Below are 21,428 nucleotides of genomic sequence, written 5' to 3' on the forward strand. Positions count from 1 at the left end.
TTTTATAATTTTAAGCTGATTTTTGTAAATGACTATCAAGCATCCATAAGCTTTTTTCGTGCTCTTTTAATGTACTTACCAATAAATCTTCAGTTCCAAAATCATCAGTTTTTTCTATTTCTTTGATACTTTGACGTAATAAATTAATTATATCTTCATAAGATTTACATAAAGATTTTACAGTATCTATAAAATTTAAACTTTCCGATATATTATTAATTTCAGCATCATGCAAATATTTAGAATGAGATACTGGCACTTTATATCCTAAAATCCTTATTCTTTCAGCTGTATCATCTATTATATTTTTAATAGATTCATACTGTTTTTCTAATAGTACATGAATGCTTGCAAAACTGCTTCCTGTAATGTTCCAATGAGCACTAAGAGTGTTAAGGTATAAAACATATTCAGAAGCTAATAATTTTAATAATACATTGTAATTTTTGTTTAGATCTTCTTTATTTATTGAAATATTGTTTCCCATTACTATTTTCTAATGATTAAGTTATTAACTACTTTTTTTACTCCTTCAGTATTCCTTACAATATCATATACTTTGTTATAAGTCTTTTTATCTTTAACAAATCCTGTAATTTGTACAGTATTATTATAAGATTCAATATGAATATCATTTGATCTAATATCCTTTGTAGTAAGAATATTTGACTTAATTTTTGTTGTTAGCACTACATCATCAACATATTTGCTTGGTAATTGCCCTTTGTTAACAATATCACAAGCTGTTAAGAAAAATACCGATATTAATAATAAACAAAATGATAACGTAAATTTATTATTTATAAATTTTACATTCATAATCTTACCTCAGTAGATTAATTTATAGTGTAAGGGTAATTATTATAATTAAATTTGTAAACCCCTGACTAAAATTTTTTTAATTTATATGTATTTATTCTGAATAAAAAATATTATAATTCATATTCACAGATCTGTTCTGTATTAATTAACTCTTGAAGTTTAATTATTCTTGCGTATGACTCATCTATTCTTTCTTTTAAAATATCACCGTTTGATATTGCTAGTTCAATAATATTAATAACTTTTTCAGGACTTGTATCCCATAAATCTTTTTCTTCTGAATTAGGGGAAGCAGCAGAGTTTCTAGTAAAAACTAAAATATCATTTCCAGCATTAATTGCATGGCATATTACATCTTTTAATTTATAATGTGCTTTTATTGCACCCATTTCTAAAGCATCAGTGACAACTACACCTTGAAATCCAAGTTTTTCTCTTAATAAGCCTGTAATTATTTCTTTAGACATAGTTGCTGGTAAACCTTCAGGATCTAAATTATAATTTTTAATATGAGCGGTCATTACTGCTATATACGAAGATTCTTTAAATAGTTCCTGATATGGTTTTAATTCAATATTTGGATTTGCTGAATTAGTCATATCAACCAATCCTTGATGAGTATCACCTCTAGCATAACCATGACCTGGAAAATGTTTTAAAGTAGTAACTATTTTATGCTCTTTATGAGCATCTATAAATTGTTTTGAATAATGAATTACTGTTTCTGGGTTATCACTAAAACTTCTTTCATATCCTCCAATTACACTGCAAGTAGGATTAGTATCTACATCAACACAAGGAGCAAAATTGAAATTAATACCATAATTTTTAAGTATTTTTGCCATCTCAAAGTAAGTGCTATAAGCTTCTTCAAGACTATAATTTTTTGCAATTTTTTTTGCTGTATCAAAACTCCTAAACCCATTTTTTGAACTTAACCTTTGAACTTTTCCTCCTTCTTGATCTACAGCTATTAATATTTTTGGATCTGCTTGTTTGAGAGCGCTGGTTAAAGAAGTTAATTGGTTAGGAGACTCAACATTATAATTAAATAATAACACTCCTCCTAGTCCTAATTTAGTTATATCACTCACTATCTCAACCACACCTTGATTTTCAACATTTGACCCTCGAAAGCCAAACATCAACATCGCAGCTATTTTTTGTTTTAGAGTTAACTCATTATCTTGCACCATAGCATTAAATATTTTATAACTTTGCTATCAATAATGCCATATTTATAATTATTAATCTACGTAGAATCTATATCTACAAATCAGGATGTTCTATATGAGAATTTTAATACTCATCTAAAACTTCTATTAGCGTATCTGCAAGTTCTGTTTTACTATCCTTCATAGCACTAACTATAGGTTTACCTTTAAAATGTGCATCTTCATCAAGTGCTGGAGGATTTAACTTTGCAAATTCTACAATTTTTTCATCTGAAATATCTTCATGTTTAATGAAGTAATACAAAATCCTAGAATTCACTGTTGCTTTATTTATTTTTGCTAATTCATAAGCAAGGTCTAAATTTTTTTGCCATATTATTAAATTAGTAACAGCATTATCATCACTATATCCTCCACAACTCTCAGATAAAGCACCTGGATTGAGCTTTACTAGCTCAACAGTTAAATCATAACTTTTTTTTTCAATTGTAATGCAAATTGGAGTGTTATAACTGAATTAAGAAGATTTTATTTCTAAAAGTTCTGGATATTGGGCAGCATATGATAATATTTTTTCATTATCACCTTTTTGTATTAAATTCAAAAGCTTATAAAACCTTGTGTCTGTCATAATTTATCCCTAATTATTTAAGGACCAATTATATAGATTAAGTGTTAGCAAGTATATTTATTTTTTACTAAGCTTATCAATTATTTTCTTCATAGATTCAGGAGTAAGATTTTCATGATAATCATTATTGATTTGAACTAATGGAGCATTAACACATGCACCTAAGCATTCAACTTCAACGAGTGTGAATTTATTATCCTTTGTTGTCTCTCCTAATTCTATTCCTAACTTTTTTTTACAAGTTTGTGTAATATCTTTTGCTCCTCTTAGCATACAAGGAGTAGTTCTGCATACCTGAATTAAATTTTTACCAACAGGTTGCTTGTTAAACATTGTATAAAAATTTGCAACTTCATAAACTTGTATGGCAGGTATATCAAGCAATTCAGCAATATAATCCATAGCTGCAAATGGAATCCAATTATCATGTTGTTCCTGTGCTAAATACAATAAAGGCATAACTGCGCTCCTTTGTTTTTCATCAGGATATTTTTTTATATACTCATTAGCCTTTTTTAGATTTTTTTCTGAAAACTTAAAAGATTTTGGTTGATCAAATTTACATTCTTTAAACATAGATGACATATTTTTTACCTATCTATTTCTCCAAATACAATATCCATACTGCCAATATTAGCAACAACATCCGCAAGCATATGGCCCTTGCTCATGTTTTCAAGTGCTTGCAAATGTGCAAAACCAGGAGCTCTAATATGGCATCTATAAGGCTTATTACTTCCATCAGCAACTAAGTATACACCAAATTCTCCCTTTGGAGCTTCAACAGCTGTATACGTTTCTCCTGGCCCAACATTATAGCCCTCAGTGAATAATTTAAAATGATGAATTAATGCTTCCATAGAATTTTTCATATCCTTTCTAGTGGGGGGAGTCATTTTTTTATCTCCTGAATTCACATCACCTTTAGGCATTTTTTTAAGACATTGTTTAATTATCTTAAGTGATTCTTTTATTTCTTGCATTCTAACTAAGTATCTATCATAACAATCACCATTTTTACCTATTGGAATTTTGAAATCTAATTCTTCATAAATTTCATACGGCTGAGACCTTCTTAAATCCCATGGAATACCAGACGCCCTTATCATAGGGCCAGAAAACCCCCAATCTAAGGCTTGATCTTTTGTAACTATACCAATATTTACAAGTCGTTGTTTAAAAATCCTATTTTCATCAAGTAATGTTTCTACATCAGATAGTTTTTTAGGAAATTTTTCAAAAAAACTCGATATATCACTTAATAATTTATCATCTATATCTTTTGCAACTCCTCCAGGCCTAATATAAGCTGAATGAAACCTGGCACCAGATGCTCTTTCGTAAAATTCTAACATCACTTCTCTTTCTTCAAACATCCAAAGTAATGGTGTCATTGCACCCACATCAAGTGCATAAGTTGTTATATTTAATAAATGGTTTAAAATTCTGGTTATCTCACTAAATAAAACTCTAATATACTTTGCTCGAAGTGGTATTTTGCACTTCAATAATTTTTCAACAGCAAGTGCAAAGCAATGTTCCTGACACATTGGAGATACATAATCTAATCTATCAAAATATGGAACGGCCTGAAGATAAGTTTTATGTTCAATTAATTTTTCTGTACCTCTATGTAATAAACCTATATGTGGATCTGCGCGCTCTATAACTTCACCATCCATTTCTAAAATAAGCCTAAGTACTCCATGAGCTGCTGGATGTTGAGGACCAAAATTAACTGATATATTTTTAATATTTTTGTTATCGCTTAAACTCATAGCTTTTAATCTTTACATAAAACTCAGCTTAATAAATGCTTACATTAGCACATAGAGTTCTTGAAATAAACTAATTATCTTTAAAAATTTATATAGATTAACATTTAAAATTGCATAATGTTTTTGACTTAATTACCTTATATAATTGAAATCTGAGCGTATATATGAAATAAATAAATCTATATAAATGATTATATGTATTAATTAAAGTGGAAATAAAAGGTCATCAAAAGACTAGATTTTATAATAGTAAAGCATCTGATTTGATACAAATAGCATGTCATTTTAATGATGACACTTTGTTGACAAAAAATGCTGACTTAATTCAAATTATTGAAGTTCAAGGATTCATTAATAAAGATTCTGATCAACAAGACAGAATATTAAGAGATGATATAAGAACTGCTATTTCAAAGTATATAAAAGATCCTGATATAGCTGTTCATATTCATATTATAAGAGATTATAAGAACATTATGCCAAATGCATATGCTGGTCCAGAAAAGATAGTAAATTTAGTTGAAAATGCGTGGTGTAAACAAAATAACTGGGACCATCAACTTGTTAATACTTTGTATATAACTTTAATAAAAAAAGGCCCACAATTAAAATTATTTAATATAGCAGATTTTTTATCTTCGATATTTTCTTACACTTTAAAGCAAAAATATAAAAAACACATAGAGAAGTCATTAGATAAATTAAATGTTATTACGCAAAATATAAAAAATGAACTAAGTATTTACTCTTCAAAAATTCTTTCAATAAAACAAAAGGAAAATAACATTTATTCAGAACCTTTATCATTTTATTATTATTTAACCCATTTTGAGAAAAAAGAAATAAAAGTTGAGCCATATGACTACTCACAATTACTATCAGACTTTAAAATTAGTACAGATTTTAATATTTTATATAATAAATATGATAATAAAACAAAATATGTTGCAGCATATTCAGTAGAATTTAAAAGTTCTATTGACTCGAAGTTTCTAGAATCAATAACACAATGTGATTCTCAACTTATTATCTCTGAATTAATTACATTTGTATCAAATAAAAAAGCTTTAAAAGATCTAGAACATTACCAAAAAACTTTAAAAAGTGTAAAAAATTTAGAAATATCTAAAGAACTATATATCAATGATGTTATAAATGCAGATAAAGGAGAGACGAACGATTATTGCTCGTCTCAAACCAATATTATACTATATTCTGATAATCTTAATTTATTAAATCAAGAGATAAAAATTGTCTCTGAACAAATAGATAATCTAGGAATAAAATCTATTAGAGAAGATTTTAATTTACAATCTGTTTTTTACTTTAATCTCCCAGGTAATACATACTATAGCAATAGATCGTTTTATTTGCCGACATGTTTTTCAGCTTCATTTACCAATATTCATTCAAAAGATATGGGAAATTATAATGGAAGTATTTGGGGGGAACCAGTCACAATACTAAAAACACTGAGAGGAAGATATTATAATTTTAACTTCCATTATAAAAATAGCGGCCATACCATTATTGTCGGCCCTAAAGGAACTGGAAAAACAACATTAACCCATTTTTTATTATCCCAGTCATTAAAATTTGACATAAAGATTATATATATAGATTTAGAAGGAAGGAGTGGGAAATTTTTAGAAGCAATTAACGGTACTGCAATTAAATTAGAAAAAGAAAAAGAATCTCCAATAAAAATTGATTTATTAGATTTAGCTAATTATGATGGTAAGATAGAATGGTTTGCTGATTTATTGCTTAAAATTTGCGCTCATAATGATGATTATAGATCAAATAACAAAGAGTATGTTGAAAAATTTACAAATCTTGCAAAAGAATTAATCAACATCGATAATTATGAAGAAAAAATAAAAAAAATAGATGAATTTATTAGCTCCTCAAATGACTTAACAATAAAAACAAATTATAAGAAATTTTTCCAATCTGAATTTTTTAGTAAATTTTTCCAATCTAATGAAGGTGGAGATGCTGTTTTTAAAAATAATAAATACTTAGGGATTGATCTTTCTGCTATAGGCAATTGCTCAGAATTATTTAGACCTTTTTTAGGTTTATTGCTTGCAAAGTTACCAAAATTTCTAACAGGTCAAAAAGCTATAGTTATAATAAATCATTCGCATAATATTTTTGAGGCATACGCTTTTCAAAATCAGCTTAGAGTCTGGTTAGAAAAATTAACAAACAATAATGCTATGCTTCTTTTAACGCAAGAAAATATAGATGATAAGAACGCACATAGCTGTCTTGCAGATGTTATGCCTTATTTTGCTTCTCAGCTATACTTATCTAATAGAATGTTAGATAAAGAATTTAAATATACATTTAATCTTTCTAATCAAGAATTTAATTACATAAAAAGCTATGATATGAAGAAACGTAGGTTTCTTGTAAAGCACGGTGAAAATTCTATATTTGCACAGATGAATTTATCTAATCTTAGTGAAGTGCTCAATTATCTTGGTTAAAATTAAAATACCTATTGCAAAAATATTATAGTTAGCTTTATTACACATAAAATAAAGTTATTAATTTTTTTAAAATTTTAAGATTTTTTCATTATACAGTTAGTGAATAAATTGATCAAAGTCGGTATTATTAATTATTGTTACAAGACAAGTTGTTATTTTAAAATTAATTACGAATAAATCAACTTATTAGCAATATAATAAAATAATTGCTTTTTAGGAACTTGGTATCGTATTAAAGTTATACATGTAAATTTGAGAACGAGATCATTATAGAAACTTAAATAAGAAAAATTTATTCATAATGAGTGACTTTATTTGAAAATTTGTTTTATTGGATTTTTTGAATCAAATGTAAGTAATTCTGGGTGAAAAATTGTGCAGTATATATTATCTTGTTTAACAAAAATGGGATTATCATTTAATGTATCTAAAATTTTAACTTTTTTTCCACATTCAGTAATATTCGGTGCACGAATCATAAATGCTTTATTGTCTGAATCAGTTCTTTCTATTTTGCTATTAATTTGCCTGCCATAGTAATTTCTTTGTATATTGATATCAATAAGGCCCAAACCATTTACTTGGCTTGATTTATATTTAGATAGTAGTATTGCTCCCGCACAAGTGCCAAGTATAGGTTTTTTACTTAAAGCAAATTCTTTGATTTTTTTGTCAAGGTTGTTATTAATGCAGTAATCGTACTGGACTGAACTTTCTCCACCAGGCAGAATTACGCCATCTAATGCTGAAAAATCTGTATTTGCAAATATTTTTAAAGATAAATAACCAAGCTTTTGTAAAGCTTGGACGTGTAAGTTTCCAGCACCTTGATAAAAGAAAACACCTATAGTTTTCATTTCATAGATTCTCCGAGGTTAGTTGATATTTCTGCTAATTTTTTGGGGTCGTTCCAATGATTTACAGCTTCAACTATTGCTTTTGCTCTTTTTTCAGGGTTTTCACTGAGAAAAATACCACTTCCTACAAATATAGATTCAGATCCTAATTCCATACATAATGCAGCATCTGCTGGAGTTACAATTCCACCCGCTGCAAAAAAAGGAACAGGCAATTTTTGATCATTACAAACTTTTTCTAACAGAGATAAATCAACTCCAATTTCCTCTGCTTTTCTTTTAATTTCACAGTAAGTTAGACCTTTTAAACTATATATTTCTTTTTTGACTGTTCTAAGGTGATAAACAGCTTCTAGGATGTTGCCTGTTCCTGCTTGCCCTTTACATCTAATCAATGCAGCACCTTCTTGAATTCTTCTCAAAGCCTCTGCTAAATTGCGACATCCACAAACAAAAGGTATATTAAAGTTTATCTTATCAATATGATTTTCTTTATCTGCAACAGTTAATACTTCACTCTCATCAATACAATCAACTTCTAATGCTTCAAGGATTTTTGCCTCTGTAATATGCCCTATGCGGCATTTTGCCATAACAGGAATTGAAATAGCTCCTTGTATCATTTTTATCATAGCAGGATCACTTGCCCTTGCAATACCTCCTTCTTTAACAATTATAGCAGGAACTCTTTCAAGAGCCATAACAGCTGCGGCTCCTGCTTGCTCTGCAATTTGAGCTTGTTCTACATTCATCACATCCATTATCACACCATTACAAAGCATATTAGTGAAAGCAATTTTACTATCCATTTTTAATTATTGTAATTTTTATTGTAACTTAACAATTGATTATATCATATTCAAGGTAAATTTATATAGATTTATATGTAAATAAAAAACAATCTTTACATATTATAAATCATATAATAGCTTATATTAGAAATAATATCATGTGTGTAAAATGAAAAAGATTTTAAGTATATTCCTATTATTTTTACTTGTTAGTTGCAATACATTAGAAAATAAATTCGATTCTCTTTTTAATAAAAAAGATTCAAAACAAAATCCAAAGCTTGTTGCAATGCCATCAAAAAATCCCTTAGAAGTTAAAATTGCTGTGTTATTGCCATTATCTGGTAAGTATCAATATTTAGGTCAGAGTATCTTAGATTCAATGCAATTGGCTCTTTATGAATTAAGGGCGGATAATATTACATATAAAGCTATTGATGTAGGTAGTGATGCGATTAGTGCTAAAGAAGCAATAGAGCTCGCTAATTTTGATGATACAGATATGATTTTTGGTCCTATATTTAAGGAGCAAGCAGAGGTTATTTACGAAAAAGCAAAGAAGAATAATCTTATAATGTTAACGTATTCCAACGATATGGATTTAACTAATATGCCAGGACTTTATGTTTTTGACATTATTCTATTTCAACAAGTTAAAAAAGTTATCGGTTATGCTAGTAAAAAACAGTATTCTAACGTTTATTCTATTGTTCCACAAAATAGATATGGAAATTTAGTTGAAAAATATTTGCTAGATAATGCGGGAGAAGGACATTATAATGTAAAAAAAGTTTCTTTATATACAGCATCAGATGTTCCAATTGTTAGAAGGTTTACATTAAGTGAGGCTATATTGAGTATTAAGGGTTCAGTTAAAAATGATATTTCAAATAGTATACCTGGTTTTGGACATCCTAGCATAGTTCTTCCAGAGCAAAATAATAATTTAATTAAAGTAATGAATCAGTTGCAATTCTTACACAGCTCAAGTGATCCTCAATATAAAATTTTAGGTATTGGAGATTGGAGTAATTATCCACTTACTCAAAATGTAATTACTAAAAATGCTTGGATATCAGATATACCTCATAAAGCATTTTATGAATTTGAATCAAGATTTAAAGATAATTATAAATATAATCCCCCAAGGATTGCTGCTATAGCTTATGATTCTATTATGTTGTTATCTGCAATAATCAATAAAGCGAATAATGGTATTATAATCAAATTTGAAGAACTTGAAAGAACGGATGGTTATCAAGGAATTACAGGTGCATTTAGGTTAAAGTCTAATGGAGAAAATGACAGGCTTTTTGCAGTATATGAGTATGAAAAAGGACAAATGAAAGAGATACTTGCTGCTGATATAGCCTTTCGTTAACAGTAATACTTAAAAATTATCTAAATTTTTTTAGCTTTGATTTTTTAAAGTGTAAATCTTCGTTAGCAATTATTTTATCATGCTGAATCTATAAAATAAAAAGAAATTTGTTGAAACTATTTATAGTTTATCTATACTGCATCTGAGTAATGTTTAATACAAGAATTTGGGTTTATTATGGACAAAGAAAAAGCGCTAGAAGTAGCTTTAAATCAAATAGAAAAGGCATATGGAAAGGGTTCTATTATGAAGCTAGGAGAAATGGAGGTGCAAAATATTGAGTCTATTCCTTCAGGTTCTTTGGGTATAGATATAGCATTAGGTGTTGGTGGTTATCCTAAAGGTAGGGTTATTGAAATATTTGGTCCAGAAAGTTCAGGGAAAACTACACTTACACTTCATGCAATTGCTGAATGTCAGAAAAAAGGTGGGACATGTGCATTTATAGATGCTGAACATGCCCTTGATGTTTCTTATGCAAAAAAACTAGGGGTTGATACAGAAAAGTTAATTTTATCTCAGCCGGATTCTGGTGAACAAGCTCTTGAAATTACTGACACCTTAGTAAGGTCTGGGGCTTTTGATATGGTTATAGTAGATAGTGTAGCAGCATTAGTGCCTAAGGCTGAAATTGAAGGTGACATGGGTGACAGTCATGTAGGGCTTCAAGCAAGGCTAATGAGTCAGGCTTTAAGGAAGTTAACTTCTAATGTATCTAAATCTAACACTATATTATTTTTTATCAATCAAATAAGAATGAAGATTGGGGTAATGTTTGGTAATCCTGAAACTACTACAGGAGGAAATGCATTGAAGTTTTATTCATCAGTAAGGTTAGATATAAGAAGAATAGGTGCTATTAAAGACAAAGAAGAAGTGATTGGAAATCAAACTAGAGTTAAAATTGTTAAAAATAAAGTTGCTCCACCATTTAAAGTTATTGAATTTGATATAATGTATGGAGAAGGAATTTCGAAGGAAGGAGAAATAATTGATATAGGTGTTGCACTAGATATAATTAATAAATCAGGATCATGGTATTCGTATAATGATCAAAAGATTGGTCAAGGTAAAGAGAACGCTAAAGTATTTTTTAAAGAAAATCCTGAAGCTTTAGATGAAATTAGAGCTAAGATATTGCAAATGAAGGAAATAGCTCCTGAAAAGTTAGATGACATTTCTACAAATACTCCAGATTAATGAATAAAGATAAAAATTCGTTGAAAAACTATATATATCATTTTGGTAATGGTAAAGCAGATGGGAGTGATGATCTGAAAAATATACTTGGCAATAAAGGAGCTGGGCTCGCAGAAATGAGTAAAATGAAAATCCCTGTTCCGCCAGGTTTTACAATTTCCTCAGAAATTTGTAATGAATTCTGCAAAAATTCTAATCAATTGCCACTTTTTTTAAAAGATCAAGTTATAAAATCTATAAAGAAGCTAGAAAATACAATTGGATTAAAATTTGGAAATAAAGAAAATCCTTTATTAGTATCTGTTAGGTCTGGTGCACAAATTTCAATGCCAGGTATGATGGAAACGGTCTTGAATTTAGGATTAAATGATGAAACAGTAGAGGGACTTGCTAAAGTTACAAATAATCATAGATTTGCATATGATTCATATAGAAGATATATTGAGATGTATAGCAATGTAGTTCTTGGATTAGATAAGTCTAAATTTGAAGCAATTTTAAATAATAAAAAAGTTATTTTAGATATTGAGGAAGACAAAAGTCTTACGGCAAGCGATCAAAAAGAAATTATTGATGAGTATAAAAAATTAATCAAAAATGTATCAGGTCAAAGTTTTTCTCAAAATATATTAGAACAACTTTGGCAAGCTATATCTGCTGTATTTAAGTCTTGGAATACTGATAGAGCAATAAAATATAGAAATATGAATAATATTGCAAATAATATAGGAACAGCTGTTAATATTCAATCTATGGTATTTGGCAATAAGGGTAATGATTGTGCAACGGGTGTGGTATTTACTAGAAATCCGTCAACAGGTGTAAATGAGATATTTGGTGAATATATTGTTAATGCTCAAGGAGAAGACATAGTTTCTGGAATAAAAACTCCTGCTCCTATTAATATTAAATCCAAGGAACAATGTTTTAATAACGATCTATCTCTTGAAGAATCTATGCCTAAGGTTTATAAAGAGTTGAAAAATATTCTTCGTAAACTTGAATTTAATTATAAAGATATGCAGGATGTAGAATTTACTATTGAAAATGGTAAATGTTGGATACTCCAAACTAGATCTGGAAAAAGAACTGCATCTGCAGCAATAAAAATATCTATTGATATGCTAAATGAGGGCATAATATCTAAAGAAGAGCTTTTAAAGAGGATAGAGCCTGAATTAATAGAAAAAATATTGCATCCAACTATTGATCCTAAAGCTCAAAAAATATTATTAAGTAAAGGTTTACCTGCTTCTCCTGGTGCTGCATTTGGTAAAATTGCCTTATCATCAATTAAGGCAGAAAAAATGGCTGCACATGGTGAAGTGATATTGGTTAGGAATGAAACAAGTCCCGAGGACATAGGCGGTATTAATGCTTCTTCTGGAGTTCTTACTTCAAGAGGTGGTATGACTTCGCATGCTGCTGTAGTGGCTAGAGGGATGGGTAGGCCTTGTGTTACAGGTGCATTTGAAGTAATAGTGGATAATGATAGTAATGTTGTTAAAATAAATAATCAGGTATTAAAAGAAGGAGAATTAATAACAATAAATGGTTCAAGTGGAGAAATTTTTTTAGGAAAAGTTAGTACTGTTCAAACTAAATTAGATAGTAGTTTTAAAAACTTACTAAATATTGCCAATGAACATTCTAAGCTGCAGGTTATGGCAAATGCTGAGACAGTTAAAGATGCTGATATGGCAAGACATTTTAATGCAGGTGGGATTGGCTTATGTAGAACTGAACATATGTTTTTTCAAGAAGACAGGATAAATATTTTTAGAGAAATGATATTGTCTTTAAAAGAAAGTGATCGTTTAAAGATATTAGGTAAGTTGCTATTTTATCAACAAGAAGATTTTTATCAATTATTTAAAGTTATGGATGGTCTGCCAGTAACGATTAGGCTATTAGATCCTCCGCTTCACGAATTTTTACCTCAAGATAATCAAGAAGAACTATTGTATATTAGTAAATTAACATCGCTAGATGTTAAGGATATAAAAAATAGAATTAGTTCTTTAAAAGAGATCAATCCGATGCTAGGTCATAGAGGGTGCAGGCTTGCAATGACATATCCTGAGATTTACCAAATGCAAGTTAAAGCTATTTTAAGAGCGACTCATAGGTGTATAAAAGAAGGAATTAATGTTGCTCCAGAGATTATGGTGCCACTTGTGATTAATAAGTCAGAATTTGATATTATGAAAAAACTTATTAAAGATACTGCAAATTTATTGGAAGAAGAATTGCAAACAAAATTTTCTTATAAAATTGGAAGTATGATTGAGTTGCCAGCTGCAGTTATAAATGCTGGAGAGATTGCTAGTGAGTCGGATTTTATAAGTTTTGGAACAAATGATCTAACTCAAACATGCTTGGGAATATCAAGAGATGATGCTGGTAAGTTTTTAAGAGATTATGTAGATAAGGGAATTTTTACTAAAGATCCTTTTGCATCAATAGATGAAAAAACAGTTGGTGAATTATTGAAGATTGCTATTACAAATAGTAAAAAATCTAATCCAAAAATAAAAATTGGTATTTGTGGTGAGCATGCAGGTGATCCTGCATCAATAAAATTTCTCAATCAGATAGGAGTAGATTATATATCGTGCTCACCTTTTAGAATACCTGTGGCAAAAGTATGTGCTGGAAAATATGAATGTAAACAATAATCATGGATAAATCATTAACTAATTTTTTAAGATCTATATTTTCATCTAAAAATATTAAAGAGCTATTTAATTCTCTTATATTTGCGTTTGTTTTTGCGTTTATTTTTCAAACATTTATCTATCAACCTTTTAAAATTCCATCAGGCTCAATGAAGCCAGGGTTACAGGTAGGGGATTATCTTTTTGTTGAAAAATTTGCATATGGATATAATAATAGCTCACTTTCATTTATGTTAAATAGGTTCAATTTATTCAGCGGTACTTTTATGTTTAATAAGCCTAAAAGAGGCGATGTTGTAGTTTTTTTGCTTCCAACAGATAGGAGTATGCATTACATTAAAAGATTAATAGGGTTGCCAGGAGATAAAATACAAATTAAAGAGGGGCTGTTATATATAAATGAAGTGCCTGTAAAAAGAGAATATAAAGGGCAAAAAATTATTATAGAGCAAAATAAGGTTAAATATACCAAAGACATATTTGAAGAAATTCTACCAAATGGAGTAAAATATGAGATTTATATGGATCATATTAGATCAAGTTATCATAATAATTTTGACCATAACAATACTCCAGTTTATACAGTACCAAAAGGTTATTATTTTTTTATGGGTGATAATAGAGATAGTTCCATTGATAGCAGATTTATAAAAAAAGTAGGATATGTTTCAGAAGATAACTTGCTTGGTAAGGCGAAATTTTTATTTTGGACTTCAGATTTTTCGGTGTTAGATTTTATAACAAAGTTACAAACTAATAGAGCTTTTAAAACTATACAGTAGTATTTTGTGAAATTAGAAGATTATAAATTTAAAAATTCTGATTTGCTTGAAATAGCTTTGACTCATCCAAGTGCAGTAAAAAAAGATAAATTAGATAGTTACGAAAGAATGGAGTTTTTGGGTGATAGTATATTAAATGCAGTGATTGCAGATATTATTTATAATAAATTTACTGATTATTCTGAAGGGCAGTTATCAATAATTCTGGCTAATTTGGTTAACTCCAAAACAATAGTTAAAGTAGCTGAAAAATTAAATTTGGCTGAAAAAATAGTTCTTGATTCTGGTGAAGAGCAGTGTGGTGGAAGAAATAATCCTAATAATATAGAAAATGCTCTTGAAGCTATTATTGGTGCAATATATTTGGATAGTGACTTTAAAACTGTAAAAACAATTATTATGAAATGGTGGTCAGAATTTTTTAAAGATGCTGACAAGTTATTTAAACGAGATTGTAAATCTCAATTGCAAGAAATAGTGCAAAAAAAATATAAAGTACTGCCTAAGTATAAAATTGATTTAAAAGAAGGTGAAGCTCATAGTCCTGTCTTTACTATTTCAGTATCTATTAAAAATAAATATAAATTTAAAGCACAAGGAAAAAGCAAAAAGGAAGCTGAGCAAAATGCAGCAAAAGAAATGCTTAATTTTATAAACTGTAATTTAAATGAGTAAGAAAATAGGATATGCTTGCTTTATAGGTGCACCTAATTCTGGTAAATCTACGCTTTTTAATGCATTGCTTAATCAAAAAATATCAATTGTGACGCATAAAGTTCACACAACTAGAGATAACATTAAGGGCATTATTACGAAAAATAATACTCAATTAGTATTTATTGACACACCAGGATACTTAAAAAATCCTAAATACAGATTAGAAAAATCTATTACAAAAAAGTCATTACAGGAAATTAAAAATGTTGATTTTATTTGTATAGTTATTGATGTTTCTAAACAAAATTGCTTAGAGAATGCATTAGTTGATACGACTTATTTTGATTCTAAAAAACAACTTATATTAATTTTTAATAAAATTGATTTAGTGAAAGATAAAAAAATATTATTAAATTTAGCACAAAAAGCAAATGATAAAGGGTTCGATAATATATTTATGATATCAGCAATAAACTATAAAGGTGTTGGGGATTTTTTAGAGTATTTAATTAGCAAGTCACCTAGTGGAATTTGGCATTATAATGAAGATGATATTACAGATAGAAGCGTTAAGCAGCTTGCTGAAGACATAACTATTGAACAACTATATAAACTTTTAAATAAAGAAATTCCATATAATTTAAAAGTTGAAACAGAATCTTGGAAAGAGGAGGAAGAGGTAATCACTATTCATCAGGTTATAACTGTATTAAAGGCAAGTCAAAAAAAGATAATTTTAGGTACAAAAGGGGAGAATATTAAAAAAATTAGTATTAGATCAAAAGCTGGAATTGAAAAATTGACAAATAAGAAGGTTCATTTGTACTTATTTATTAAAGTTAGAGAGAATTGGATGGATAAGCTGTAAATTCTATTTACAAATTCATCAAGAGCATTTAATCTGCAATAAAATAAAATATTTATTAATTATGCTAAATAATAGTCAAAAACCTACTTGGCATGCAACTACCATCCTGTGTATCAGGGATAATAAACAAGTTATTATCATTGGTGATGGACAAGTTAGTTTAGGCCATACTGTAGTAAAAAATACTGCAAATAAGATTAGAACATTGGCTAACGACAGTATTGTTGCTGGATTTGCAGGAGCTACAGCTGATGCATTTACGCTATTTAGCAGATTAGAAGAAAAACTAGAGAAATACTCAAACAATTTAATGAGAGCTTCTGTAGAATTAGCTAAGGATTGGAGATTAGATAAGTATTTGAGAAGACTTGAAGCTATGATTATAGTAGCAGATAAGGAAAGTACATTAATTTTATCTGGAAATGGTGATGTTTTAGAGCCTGAAGATGGGCTTGCTGCAATTGGATCAGGGGGTAATTATGCACTTGCAGCTGCAAAGGCTTTAGATGATGTAAAAGGTTTGAAGCTTGAAGATAAAGCTAAAAAAGCAATGAAAATAGCTGCAGACATTTGTATTTATACTAACCACAATACAATAATAAAAAAGATAAACTTATAAAAATTTTTATTGTAATTCATCAAAAGTAGTATTAGTAGGGTTGCTGAAGATATAATTTAAAAATTCCTCAGCATAATATTGAAAAAAGTCACCGGCTTTATCAGAGTATTCATTACATCTTGTATATTCTGTTATAGGAGTAACCCATTTTACTGTGAAATCTAGAATTTTACCAGCATTACGCCCATAAGGTAAATGAGTTGATGATAAAAAAGTTTCAAATATATGGCTATTTGCAATTAAAGTTCCTACTTTATAGCTACTATATAGCATAGAAAATTTGACACTATCCTCTACCAGATCTTCGGTAAAATCAATTACAAAATTCTGACTATTTGTTTTGTTGCCAATACTAATGTCTTTTAACTCAAAATAACTATTTTTCCACTCATCAATTTTATCTGCAGTATTATCAGAAACTTCATTGGCAAACCAATAATAAAATAACATAGATAACGTATTTACTGTAAAATCAACTAAAGTATTTGAGCTACGGGGCATTAAGTTGCTATGAAATTTACTAGTAGTATATAACATTGCTATCTTAATGCTGTCTTCAACAAAATCATCAATAGAGTGCTTAATAAACTTTGGCAAACCCTCTATAATGTCAAATAGTGGCCCCATGTAAAGATTTATAAAAATTTAAGGTTCCTATGTATCATAAAACAAAGTTTTTTTCAATAACCAGTATTAATAATTAGAGTGTTTTAGCTTTAGCTTTTAATTTTTGCAAAATTTAACAGTAACTTTATTCTGGACATAAATTTAACTTGTTGATATATATTATTATCTCAGCTAGGGACTTTAGCTCAGTTGGTTAGAGCACGCCGCTCATAACGGTGCGGTCGTAGGTTCAAGTCCTACAAGTCCCACCACTTTTTTCAATTGGTATGTATGATTTTCTAAAAAGAGAGTTTTTTGAGCAACCAACTTTAGAAGTATCTAAAAATTTGCTTGGTAAAATATTATTATTTAACCAATTGCAAGGAATTATAACAGAGACAGAAGCATATATAGGTTATGATGACCCAGCATGTCATGCAGCTAAGGGAAAAACTAAACGTAATCAAGCGATGTTTGAAAGAGCAGGATTTAGTTATGTTTATATGATTTATGGTATGTATTTTTGTTTAAATATTGTTACTGAAAAAAAGGATTTTCCAGCTGCTGTTTTAATAAGAGGCATAAAGCTTATAAATGTAAATAAGATTTTAAATGGTCCTGGAAAGTTATGCAAAGAACTGGGGATTAATAAAGAGCATAATCAGCTTGATATGATAAATAATCAACAATTTTCAATCCTTAATAATAATGTTAAATTTCCATTTGAAGCTACACCAAGGATTGGCATTACAAAAGGCAAAGAAAATTTATGGAGGTTTATTGTTAAGGTGAAATAATAAGCTTCGTTATTGTGGAGAGGGGCAGCGGAGATTATGGTAATTCACTGTCGCACTTTGTCATTGCGAGAGCATGTTAATGCTCGCGGCAATTCATGGAAAGAATAAATAAATGTAATTGTTGCAATATCTCTGGATCACCACGGTTATCGCATAAATTTGTGATGGTAATTGGTGTGATATATAAAATCTTGTGAAAACGAAATAGGGGTAGATATTGTGAAGAAGATAAAGGAAAATACGGCAATTCAATTTTTTACCTTATTATTATAAGTGAATTTTGAAGCTTGGTAAATCTAAAATTATTTTACTAAATCAAAAATTATTACTTGAATTGAACTAAATTTTCTGAATACAATTAAGCAATTGAGTAATAATAATTAATAAACGGGGGTGTTTGACATGAATGCAAAAACTGAAAAAATTAATAGTCAAAGGAGTGCATTAGGAGGAGCAGTACAATCTGGCGATATAGAATTTATAGATGCTATGTCTCAATATACTAAGCTAACAAATGAGTTGTGGTGGGCAGAGCTAGGTGAAGATTTAGATAATGTAAAGCAAGGAATCACTAATAAACTTGAAGCATCTAAAGATTGGACAGTTGATAAAGCAAAAAAATTTGGCGCTTGGTTTGATGAAAATATAATAGAGCCAATAAAACAATTGGCAGCAGATTTTCAAGCATTATTAGATAAAGGAGTCGATAAATTTAAGGAGGCTATGGAGTGGGCTGGACAAAAGATGAGCGAGTTAGGTAGTCAGATAGTTGATAAATTTAATAGTTTTTGTGATAAAGCTCAAATAAAATTGCATGACATTGCTGTCGATGCGAAGACTATGATCCAAAATATAGGTACAAAAATATATTATGGAGCAGCGAATCTAGGTGTTGAAGTACAAAAAGGTGTGCTTGCAATGGATGATGCTTTTCAATCAGCAAAAGGAACTGTTTCTCAAGCAATTTCTGATAAATTTCAAGCGAATGCAGGAAAATTAATTGTAGAAGCTCATGAGTTAACAGAAAAAATGGAGCGTATAGGTTCAATGGATTTAAGCGATCAATTTGGTGGAGACGATAAATCTATGCGTGAGGCTCAAGCATATAAGGATGAAATGGTAGCAAAATTAAAGCAAGAGCAAGCAAAATTGACAGAAAAAATTCAATCAAGAGAGAGTTGGAGAGATACTTTTAAAGGCATGAAGGATAAAGCTGATAAGGATATTCTTAGAAATGCTAATAAAATGTCTGGACTAAGGTATGAGTCTGCTCAAAATCGTGGAGATAAAAATAAAGCTCTAGATAAGAGATCTAAATTAGCAGATAAAAGTAAATCATCTTATGCAGATAAGGTAAGAGAAGCTAGGACGAGTGCCAATCAAAGTAGAGGGGGAAGAATTTAATATATTATTTTTGGCTACGCGCCTTATAAAGGCGTGTATATTTTTCTTTCTCTGTAAGGTAATCATTATTAGAAGGGCAGAGTCGAATGCAGTAATCTAATATATATGCCTCATCACTGCAAGAGCATATAGTGTTTGTGTCAATCCATGGAAAGCATAAACAAATGTAAATTCGGTGATAATTCTGGGTCACCACGATTGCTAAGTAAATTCGTGGTGACAAAAATCAAAACGTCATTGCGAGAGCATGTCAATGCTCGCGGCAATCCATGGAAGTATCAACAAAACGTAAATGTTGCAATAATCCTGGATCACCACAGTCGAGGCTATGCCTCTCCTTCGTGATGACTGTGTCTGTTGCATTTCCTGATTCTTGATGACTTAGTCAAAGTAGTCATTGCGAATGATCATTTTTCCTATATTGTCATTGCGAACGAACGTAGTGAGTGCGGCAATCCATAATTAGTTAAGAAAAAGCAACTTTCTCTATTTGTTCATCATTAGAATTAATTAGGTCTTTAGCTATTTCTTTTACATCTATATTAGATATTTTGCTTATATATTTTCTCATTAAGTTTAAAACTTTTGGAGAAGCTATGAGGATAATTTCAGAAAAGGATTTTTCTTTTAACATAGATTTAATTATATCTGATATTTTTTTACTAAAATCATCTCTTTCAATGTCTTTTGTCTCTGTATGAGGATCAAAGAAATGAGAAGAACCACCAGCTAATTTTTTAAATCCAGTTCTTAAAGATTGCTTTTTATGGCTTATTCCTAATTCATCAGCTTTATATTCTGAAATTAAATTTTTTAACCTTAAGCCTTCCGCTTCATAAATTTTTGCAAATTTTGAATCTATTACCAATACAAGCTTATATGTCACTTTTTTATTCCAAATTATTTAGTTATTATTTAATACTATGAAATTTTTAACTTAGAAACAAATAAAAAATTTTTAAATTAACAACCATAATCTCAATATTTATGTTGTAATTTGAATTATATATATATATATTCGTTAAAAAATCATGCAGAAATTTTTTGGTGTTAACATTTCGTTTATTGTTAATTCAATCTGCATTAGTTTAACCAAAAGGAGTATATATGTCTTATAAACCAAATTTTGATATAAAAGCTTTGTTAGAAGCTGGCGTTCATTTCGGGCACAGAAAAAATCATTGGAATCCTGAAATGGCAAAATATATTTATGGAGTAAAAAATAAAGCCCATATAATAGATTTAAAACAATCTGCACATCATTTATATAATGCACTTAGAGTAATGTTTACGGTTGCGTCTAATAAGGGGAAAGTGCTTTTTGTAAATACTAAAAAGCAGTCTACAGATGTAGTAAAGAATGCTGCAGATAAATGTAGCCAATACTATGTTAATCATCGTTGGTTAGGTGGGATGTTAACAAATTGGACAACAGTTTCATCGTCTATTAAAACTTTAAAAAAATACGAAGAAATACTTGATTCTGAAGAAGGATTATACACTAAAAAGGAATTACTAGATTTCACAAGAAAGAAAGAGAAATTAGAAAAAGCAATTGGAGGAATTAGAAATTTAGTGCGATTGCCAGATATTTTGTTTGTTATAGATGTTAAAACTCATGCAATAGCTATTCAAGAAGCTAATAAATTGAATATACCTGTTATTGCTATTGTAGATACTAACTCTAGTCCAAAAGGGGTTGATTTTGTGATTCCTGGTAATGATGATTCTAGAAAATCAATTAAGCTATATTGTAATTTAATGTCAGAAGCTATATTAGCGGGAATGGAAATCAATTTAACTTCTGAAGGAGTAAATGTAAAAAATATATCTGATAAAAACAAAGAAAAAACTGAAACTATTAATAAAAATTAGGTGAATCAA

The 21,428-nt window shown here is 29.1% G+C and carries 21 protein-coding genes and 1 tRNA gene; 12 read left to right on the forward strand and 10 right to left on the reverse strand.

Going from position 1 to position 21,428, the window contains the following annotated elements:
• Window positions 1–10: 10 nt before the first annotated feature.
• The 6 genes from h2es_RS03210 to h2es_RS03235 form a co-directional block, all read right to left on the reverse strand.
• The gene (locus h2es_RS03210; protein ID WP_154511361.1) at window positions 11–487 is read right to left on the reverse strand and encodes a Dps family protein; all 477 of its coding nucleotides are present in this window, start codon (window positions 485–487) and stop codon (window positions 11–13) included.
• A 2-nt stretch (window positions 488–489) separates the two neighbouring features.
• Complete coding sequence (locus tag h2es_RS03215; RefSeq protein ID WP_154511363.1) at window positions 490–819, reverse strand: BON domain-containing protein; 330 nt, start codon at window positions 817–819, stop codon at window positions 490–492.
• Between the two features lie 113 nt (window positions 820–932).
• Entirely contained in the window at window positions 933–2,018 is a 1,086-nt protein-coding gene (locus h2es_RS03220) for a glycoside hydrolase family 3 protein (RefSeq protein ID WP_154511365.1), read from the reverse strand.
• A 103-nt stretch (window positions 2,019–2,121) separates the two neighbouring features.
• Window positions 2,122–2,316 carry a hypothetical protein gene (locus h2es_RS03225; RefSeq protein WP_154511367.1) on the reverse strand — a complete coding sequence of 65 codons (195 nt, stop codon included), beginning with the start codon at window positions 2,314–2,316 and terminating at the stop codon, window positions 2,122–2,124.
• A 369-nt stretch (window positions 2,317–2,685) separates the two neighbouring features.
• Window positions 2,686–3,213, reverse strand: a complete 528-nt coding sequence (gene nuoE / locus h2es_RS03230; RefSeq protein ID WP_126045139.1) for an NADH-quinone oxidoreductase subunit NuoE — start codon at window positions 3,211–3,213, stop codon at window positions 2,686–2,688.
• Window positions 3,214–3,218: 5 nt separating this feature from the next.
• A complete protein-coding gene (locus h2es_RS03235) occupies window positions 3,219–4,406 on the reverse strand; it encodes an NADH-quinone oxidoreductase subunit D (RefSeq protein WP_154511369.1) in 1,188 nt (395 codons plus the stop codon).
• Between the two features lie 209 nt (window positions 4,407–4,615).
• Here h2es_RS03235 and h2es_RS03240 point away from each other — a divergent pair, with 209 nt between their 5' ends.
• A complete protein-coding gene (locus h2es_RS03240; RefSeq protein WP_154511371.1) occupies window positions 4,616–6,901 on the forward strand; it encodes a VirB4 family type IV secretion/conjugal transfer ATPase in 2,286 nt (761 codons plus the stop codon).
• A 314-nt stretch (window positions 6,902–7,215) separates the two neighbouring features.
• On the opposite strand, the gene pdxT is transcribed toward h2es_RS03240, so the two are convergent.
• Together pdxT and pdxS are read right to left on the reverse strand one after the other, a co-directional pair.
• Window positions 7,216–7,761 carry a pyridoxal 5'-phosphate synthase glutaminase subunit PdxT gene (pdxT, locus tag h2es_RS03245; protein ID WP_154511373.1) on the reverse strand — a complete coding sequence of 182 codons (546 nt, stop codon included), beginning with the start codon at window positions 7,759–7,761 and terminating at the stop codon, window positions 7,216–7,218.
• Window positions 7,758–8,570 carry a pyridoxal 5'-phosphate synthase lyase subunit PdxS gene (pdxS, locus tag h2es_RS03250; protein WP_154511375.1) on the reverse strand — a complete coding sequence of 271 codons (813 nt, stop codon included), beginning with the start codon at window positions 8,568–8,570 and terminating at the stop codon, window positions 7,758–7,760. Before pdxS ends, pdxT begins: the two co-directional genes overlap by 4 nt.
• A 151-nt stretch (window positions 8,571–8,721) precedes the next feature.
• Between pdxS and h2es_RS03255 the strand changes: the two genes are divergently transcribed.
• The 7 genes from h2es_RS03255 to hslV all read left to right on the forward strand — a co-directional run bounded on the left by h2es_RS03255 (window position 8,722) and on the right by hslV (window position 16,737).
• Window positions 8,722–9,933, forward strand: a complete 1,212-nt coding sequence (locus h2es_RS03255) for a penicillin-binding protein activator (RefSeq protein ID WP_154511377.1) — start codon at window positions 8,722–8,724, stop codon at window positions 9,931–9,933.
• A 177-nt stretch (window positions 9,934–10,110) separates the two neighbouring features.
• Complete coding sequence (recA, locus tag h2es_RS03260) at window positions 10,111–11,133, forward strand: recombinase RecA (RefSeq protein ID WP_154511379.1); 1,023 nt, start codon at window positions 10,111–10,113, stop codon at window positions 11,131–11,133.
• Window positions 11,133–13,811, forward strand: a complete 2,679-nt coding sequence (ppdK, locus tag h2es_RS03265) for a pyruvate, phosphate dikinase (protein ID WP_230204246.1) — start codon at window positions 11,133–11,135, stop codon at window positions 13,809–13,811. Before recA ends, ppdK begins: the two co-directional genes overlap by 1 nt.
• 2 nt (window positions 13,812–13,813) lie before the next feature.
• Window positions 13,814–14,593 (forward strand): signal peptidase I, encoded by a 780-nt coding sequence (gene lepB / locus h2es_RS03270; protein ID WP_154511381.1) that lies wholly within the window; start codon window positions 13,814–13,816, stop codon window positions 14,591–14,593.
• Window positions 14,594–14,599: 6 nt separating this feature from the next.
• Complete coding sequence (rnc, locus tag h2es_RS03275) at window positions 14,600–15,268, forward strand: ribonuclease III (protein ID WP_126044505.1); 669 nt, start codon at window positions 14,600–14,602, stop codon at window positions 15,266–15,268.
• The gene (gene era / locus h2es_RS03280; protein WP_154511383.1) at window positions 15,261–16,118 is read left to right on the forward strand and encodes a GTPase Era; all 858 of its coding nucleotides are present in this window, start codon (window positions 15,261–15,263) and stop codon (window positions 16,116–16,118) included. The genes rnc and era overlap by 8 nt, the downstream gene beginning before the upstream one ends.
• Before the next feature lie 61 nt (window positions 16,119–16,179).
• The gene (gene hslV, locus h2es_RS03285) at window positions 16,180–16,737 is read left to right on the forward strand and encodes an ATP-dependent protease subunit HslV (protein WP_126044507.1); all 558 of its coding nucleotides are present in this window, start codon (window positions 16,180–16,182) and stop codon (window positions 16,735–16,737) included.
• A 6-nt stretch (window positions 16,738–16,743) separates the two neighbouring features.
• Here hslV and h2es_RS03290 read toward each other — a convergent pair whose 3' ends face one another.
• Window positions 16,744–17,334 carry a hypothetical protein gene (locus tag h2es_RS03290; protein ID WP_154511385.1) on the reverse strand — a complete coding sequence of 197 codons (591 nt, stop codon included), beginning with the start codon at window positions 17,332–17,334 and terminating at the stop codon, window positions 16,744–16,746.
• 204 nt (window positions 17,335–17,538) lie between these two features.
• Here h2es_RS03290 and h2es_RS03295 point away from each other — a divergent pair.
• From h2es_RS03295 to h2es_RS03305, 3 genes are all read left to right on the forward strand, one after another.
• Window positions 17,539–17,615, forward strand: a tRNA-Ile gene (locus h2es_RS03295).
• A 15-nt stretch (window positions 17,616–17,630) separates the two neighbouring features.
• Window positions 17,631–18,140, forward strand: coding sequence for a DNA-3-methyladenine glycosylase (locus h2es_RS03300; protein ID WP_154511387.1), 510 nt, complete (start codon window positions 17,631–17,633; stop codon window positions 18,138–18,140).
• Window positions 18,141–18,542: 402 nt separating this feature from the next.
• Window positions 18,543–19,544: a hypothetical protein gene (locus tag h2es_RS03305; protein ID WP_154511389.1), complete on the forward strand. Its 1,002-nt coding sequence runs from the start codon at window positions 18,543–18,545 to the stop codon at window positions 19,542–19,544.
• A 466-nt stretch (window positions 19,545–20,010) separates the two neighbouring features.
• Here h2es_RS03305 and h2es_RS03310 read toward each other — a convergent pair whose 3' ends face one another.
• Window positions 20,011–20,430, reverse strand: coding sequence for a host attachment protein (locus h2es_RS03310; protein ID WP_154511391.1), 420 nt, complete (start codon window positions 20,428–20,430; stop codon window positions 20,011–20,013).
• A 221-nt stretch (window positions 20,431–20,651) separates the two neighbouring features.
• On the opposite strand from h2es_RS03310, the gene rpsB reads away from it, so the two are divergent.
• Entirely contained in the window at window positions 20,652–21,419 is a 768-nt protein-coding gene (rpsB, locus tag h2es_RS03315; RefSeq protein ID WP_154511393.1) for a 30S ribosomal protein S2, read from the forward strand.
• Window positions 21,420–21,428 lie beyond the last annotated feature (9 nt).

Source organism: Rickettsiales endosymbiont of Trichoplax sp. H2 (assembly GCF_009690945.1).
Classification (GTDB): domain Bacteria; phylum Pseudomonadota; class Alphaproteobacteria; order Rickettsiales; family Midichloriaceae; genus Aquirickettsia; species Aquirickettsia rohweri.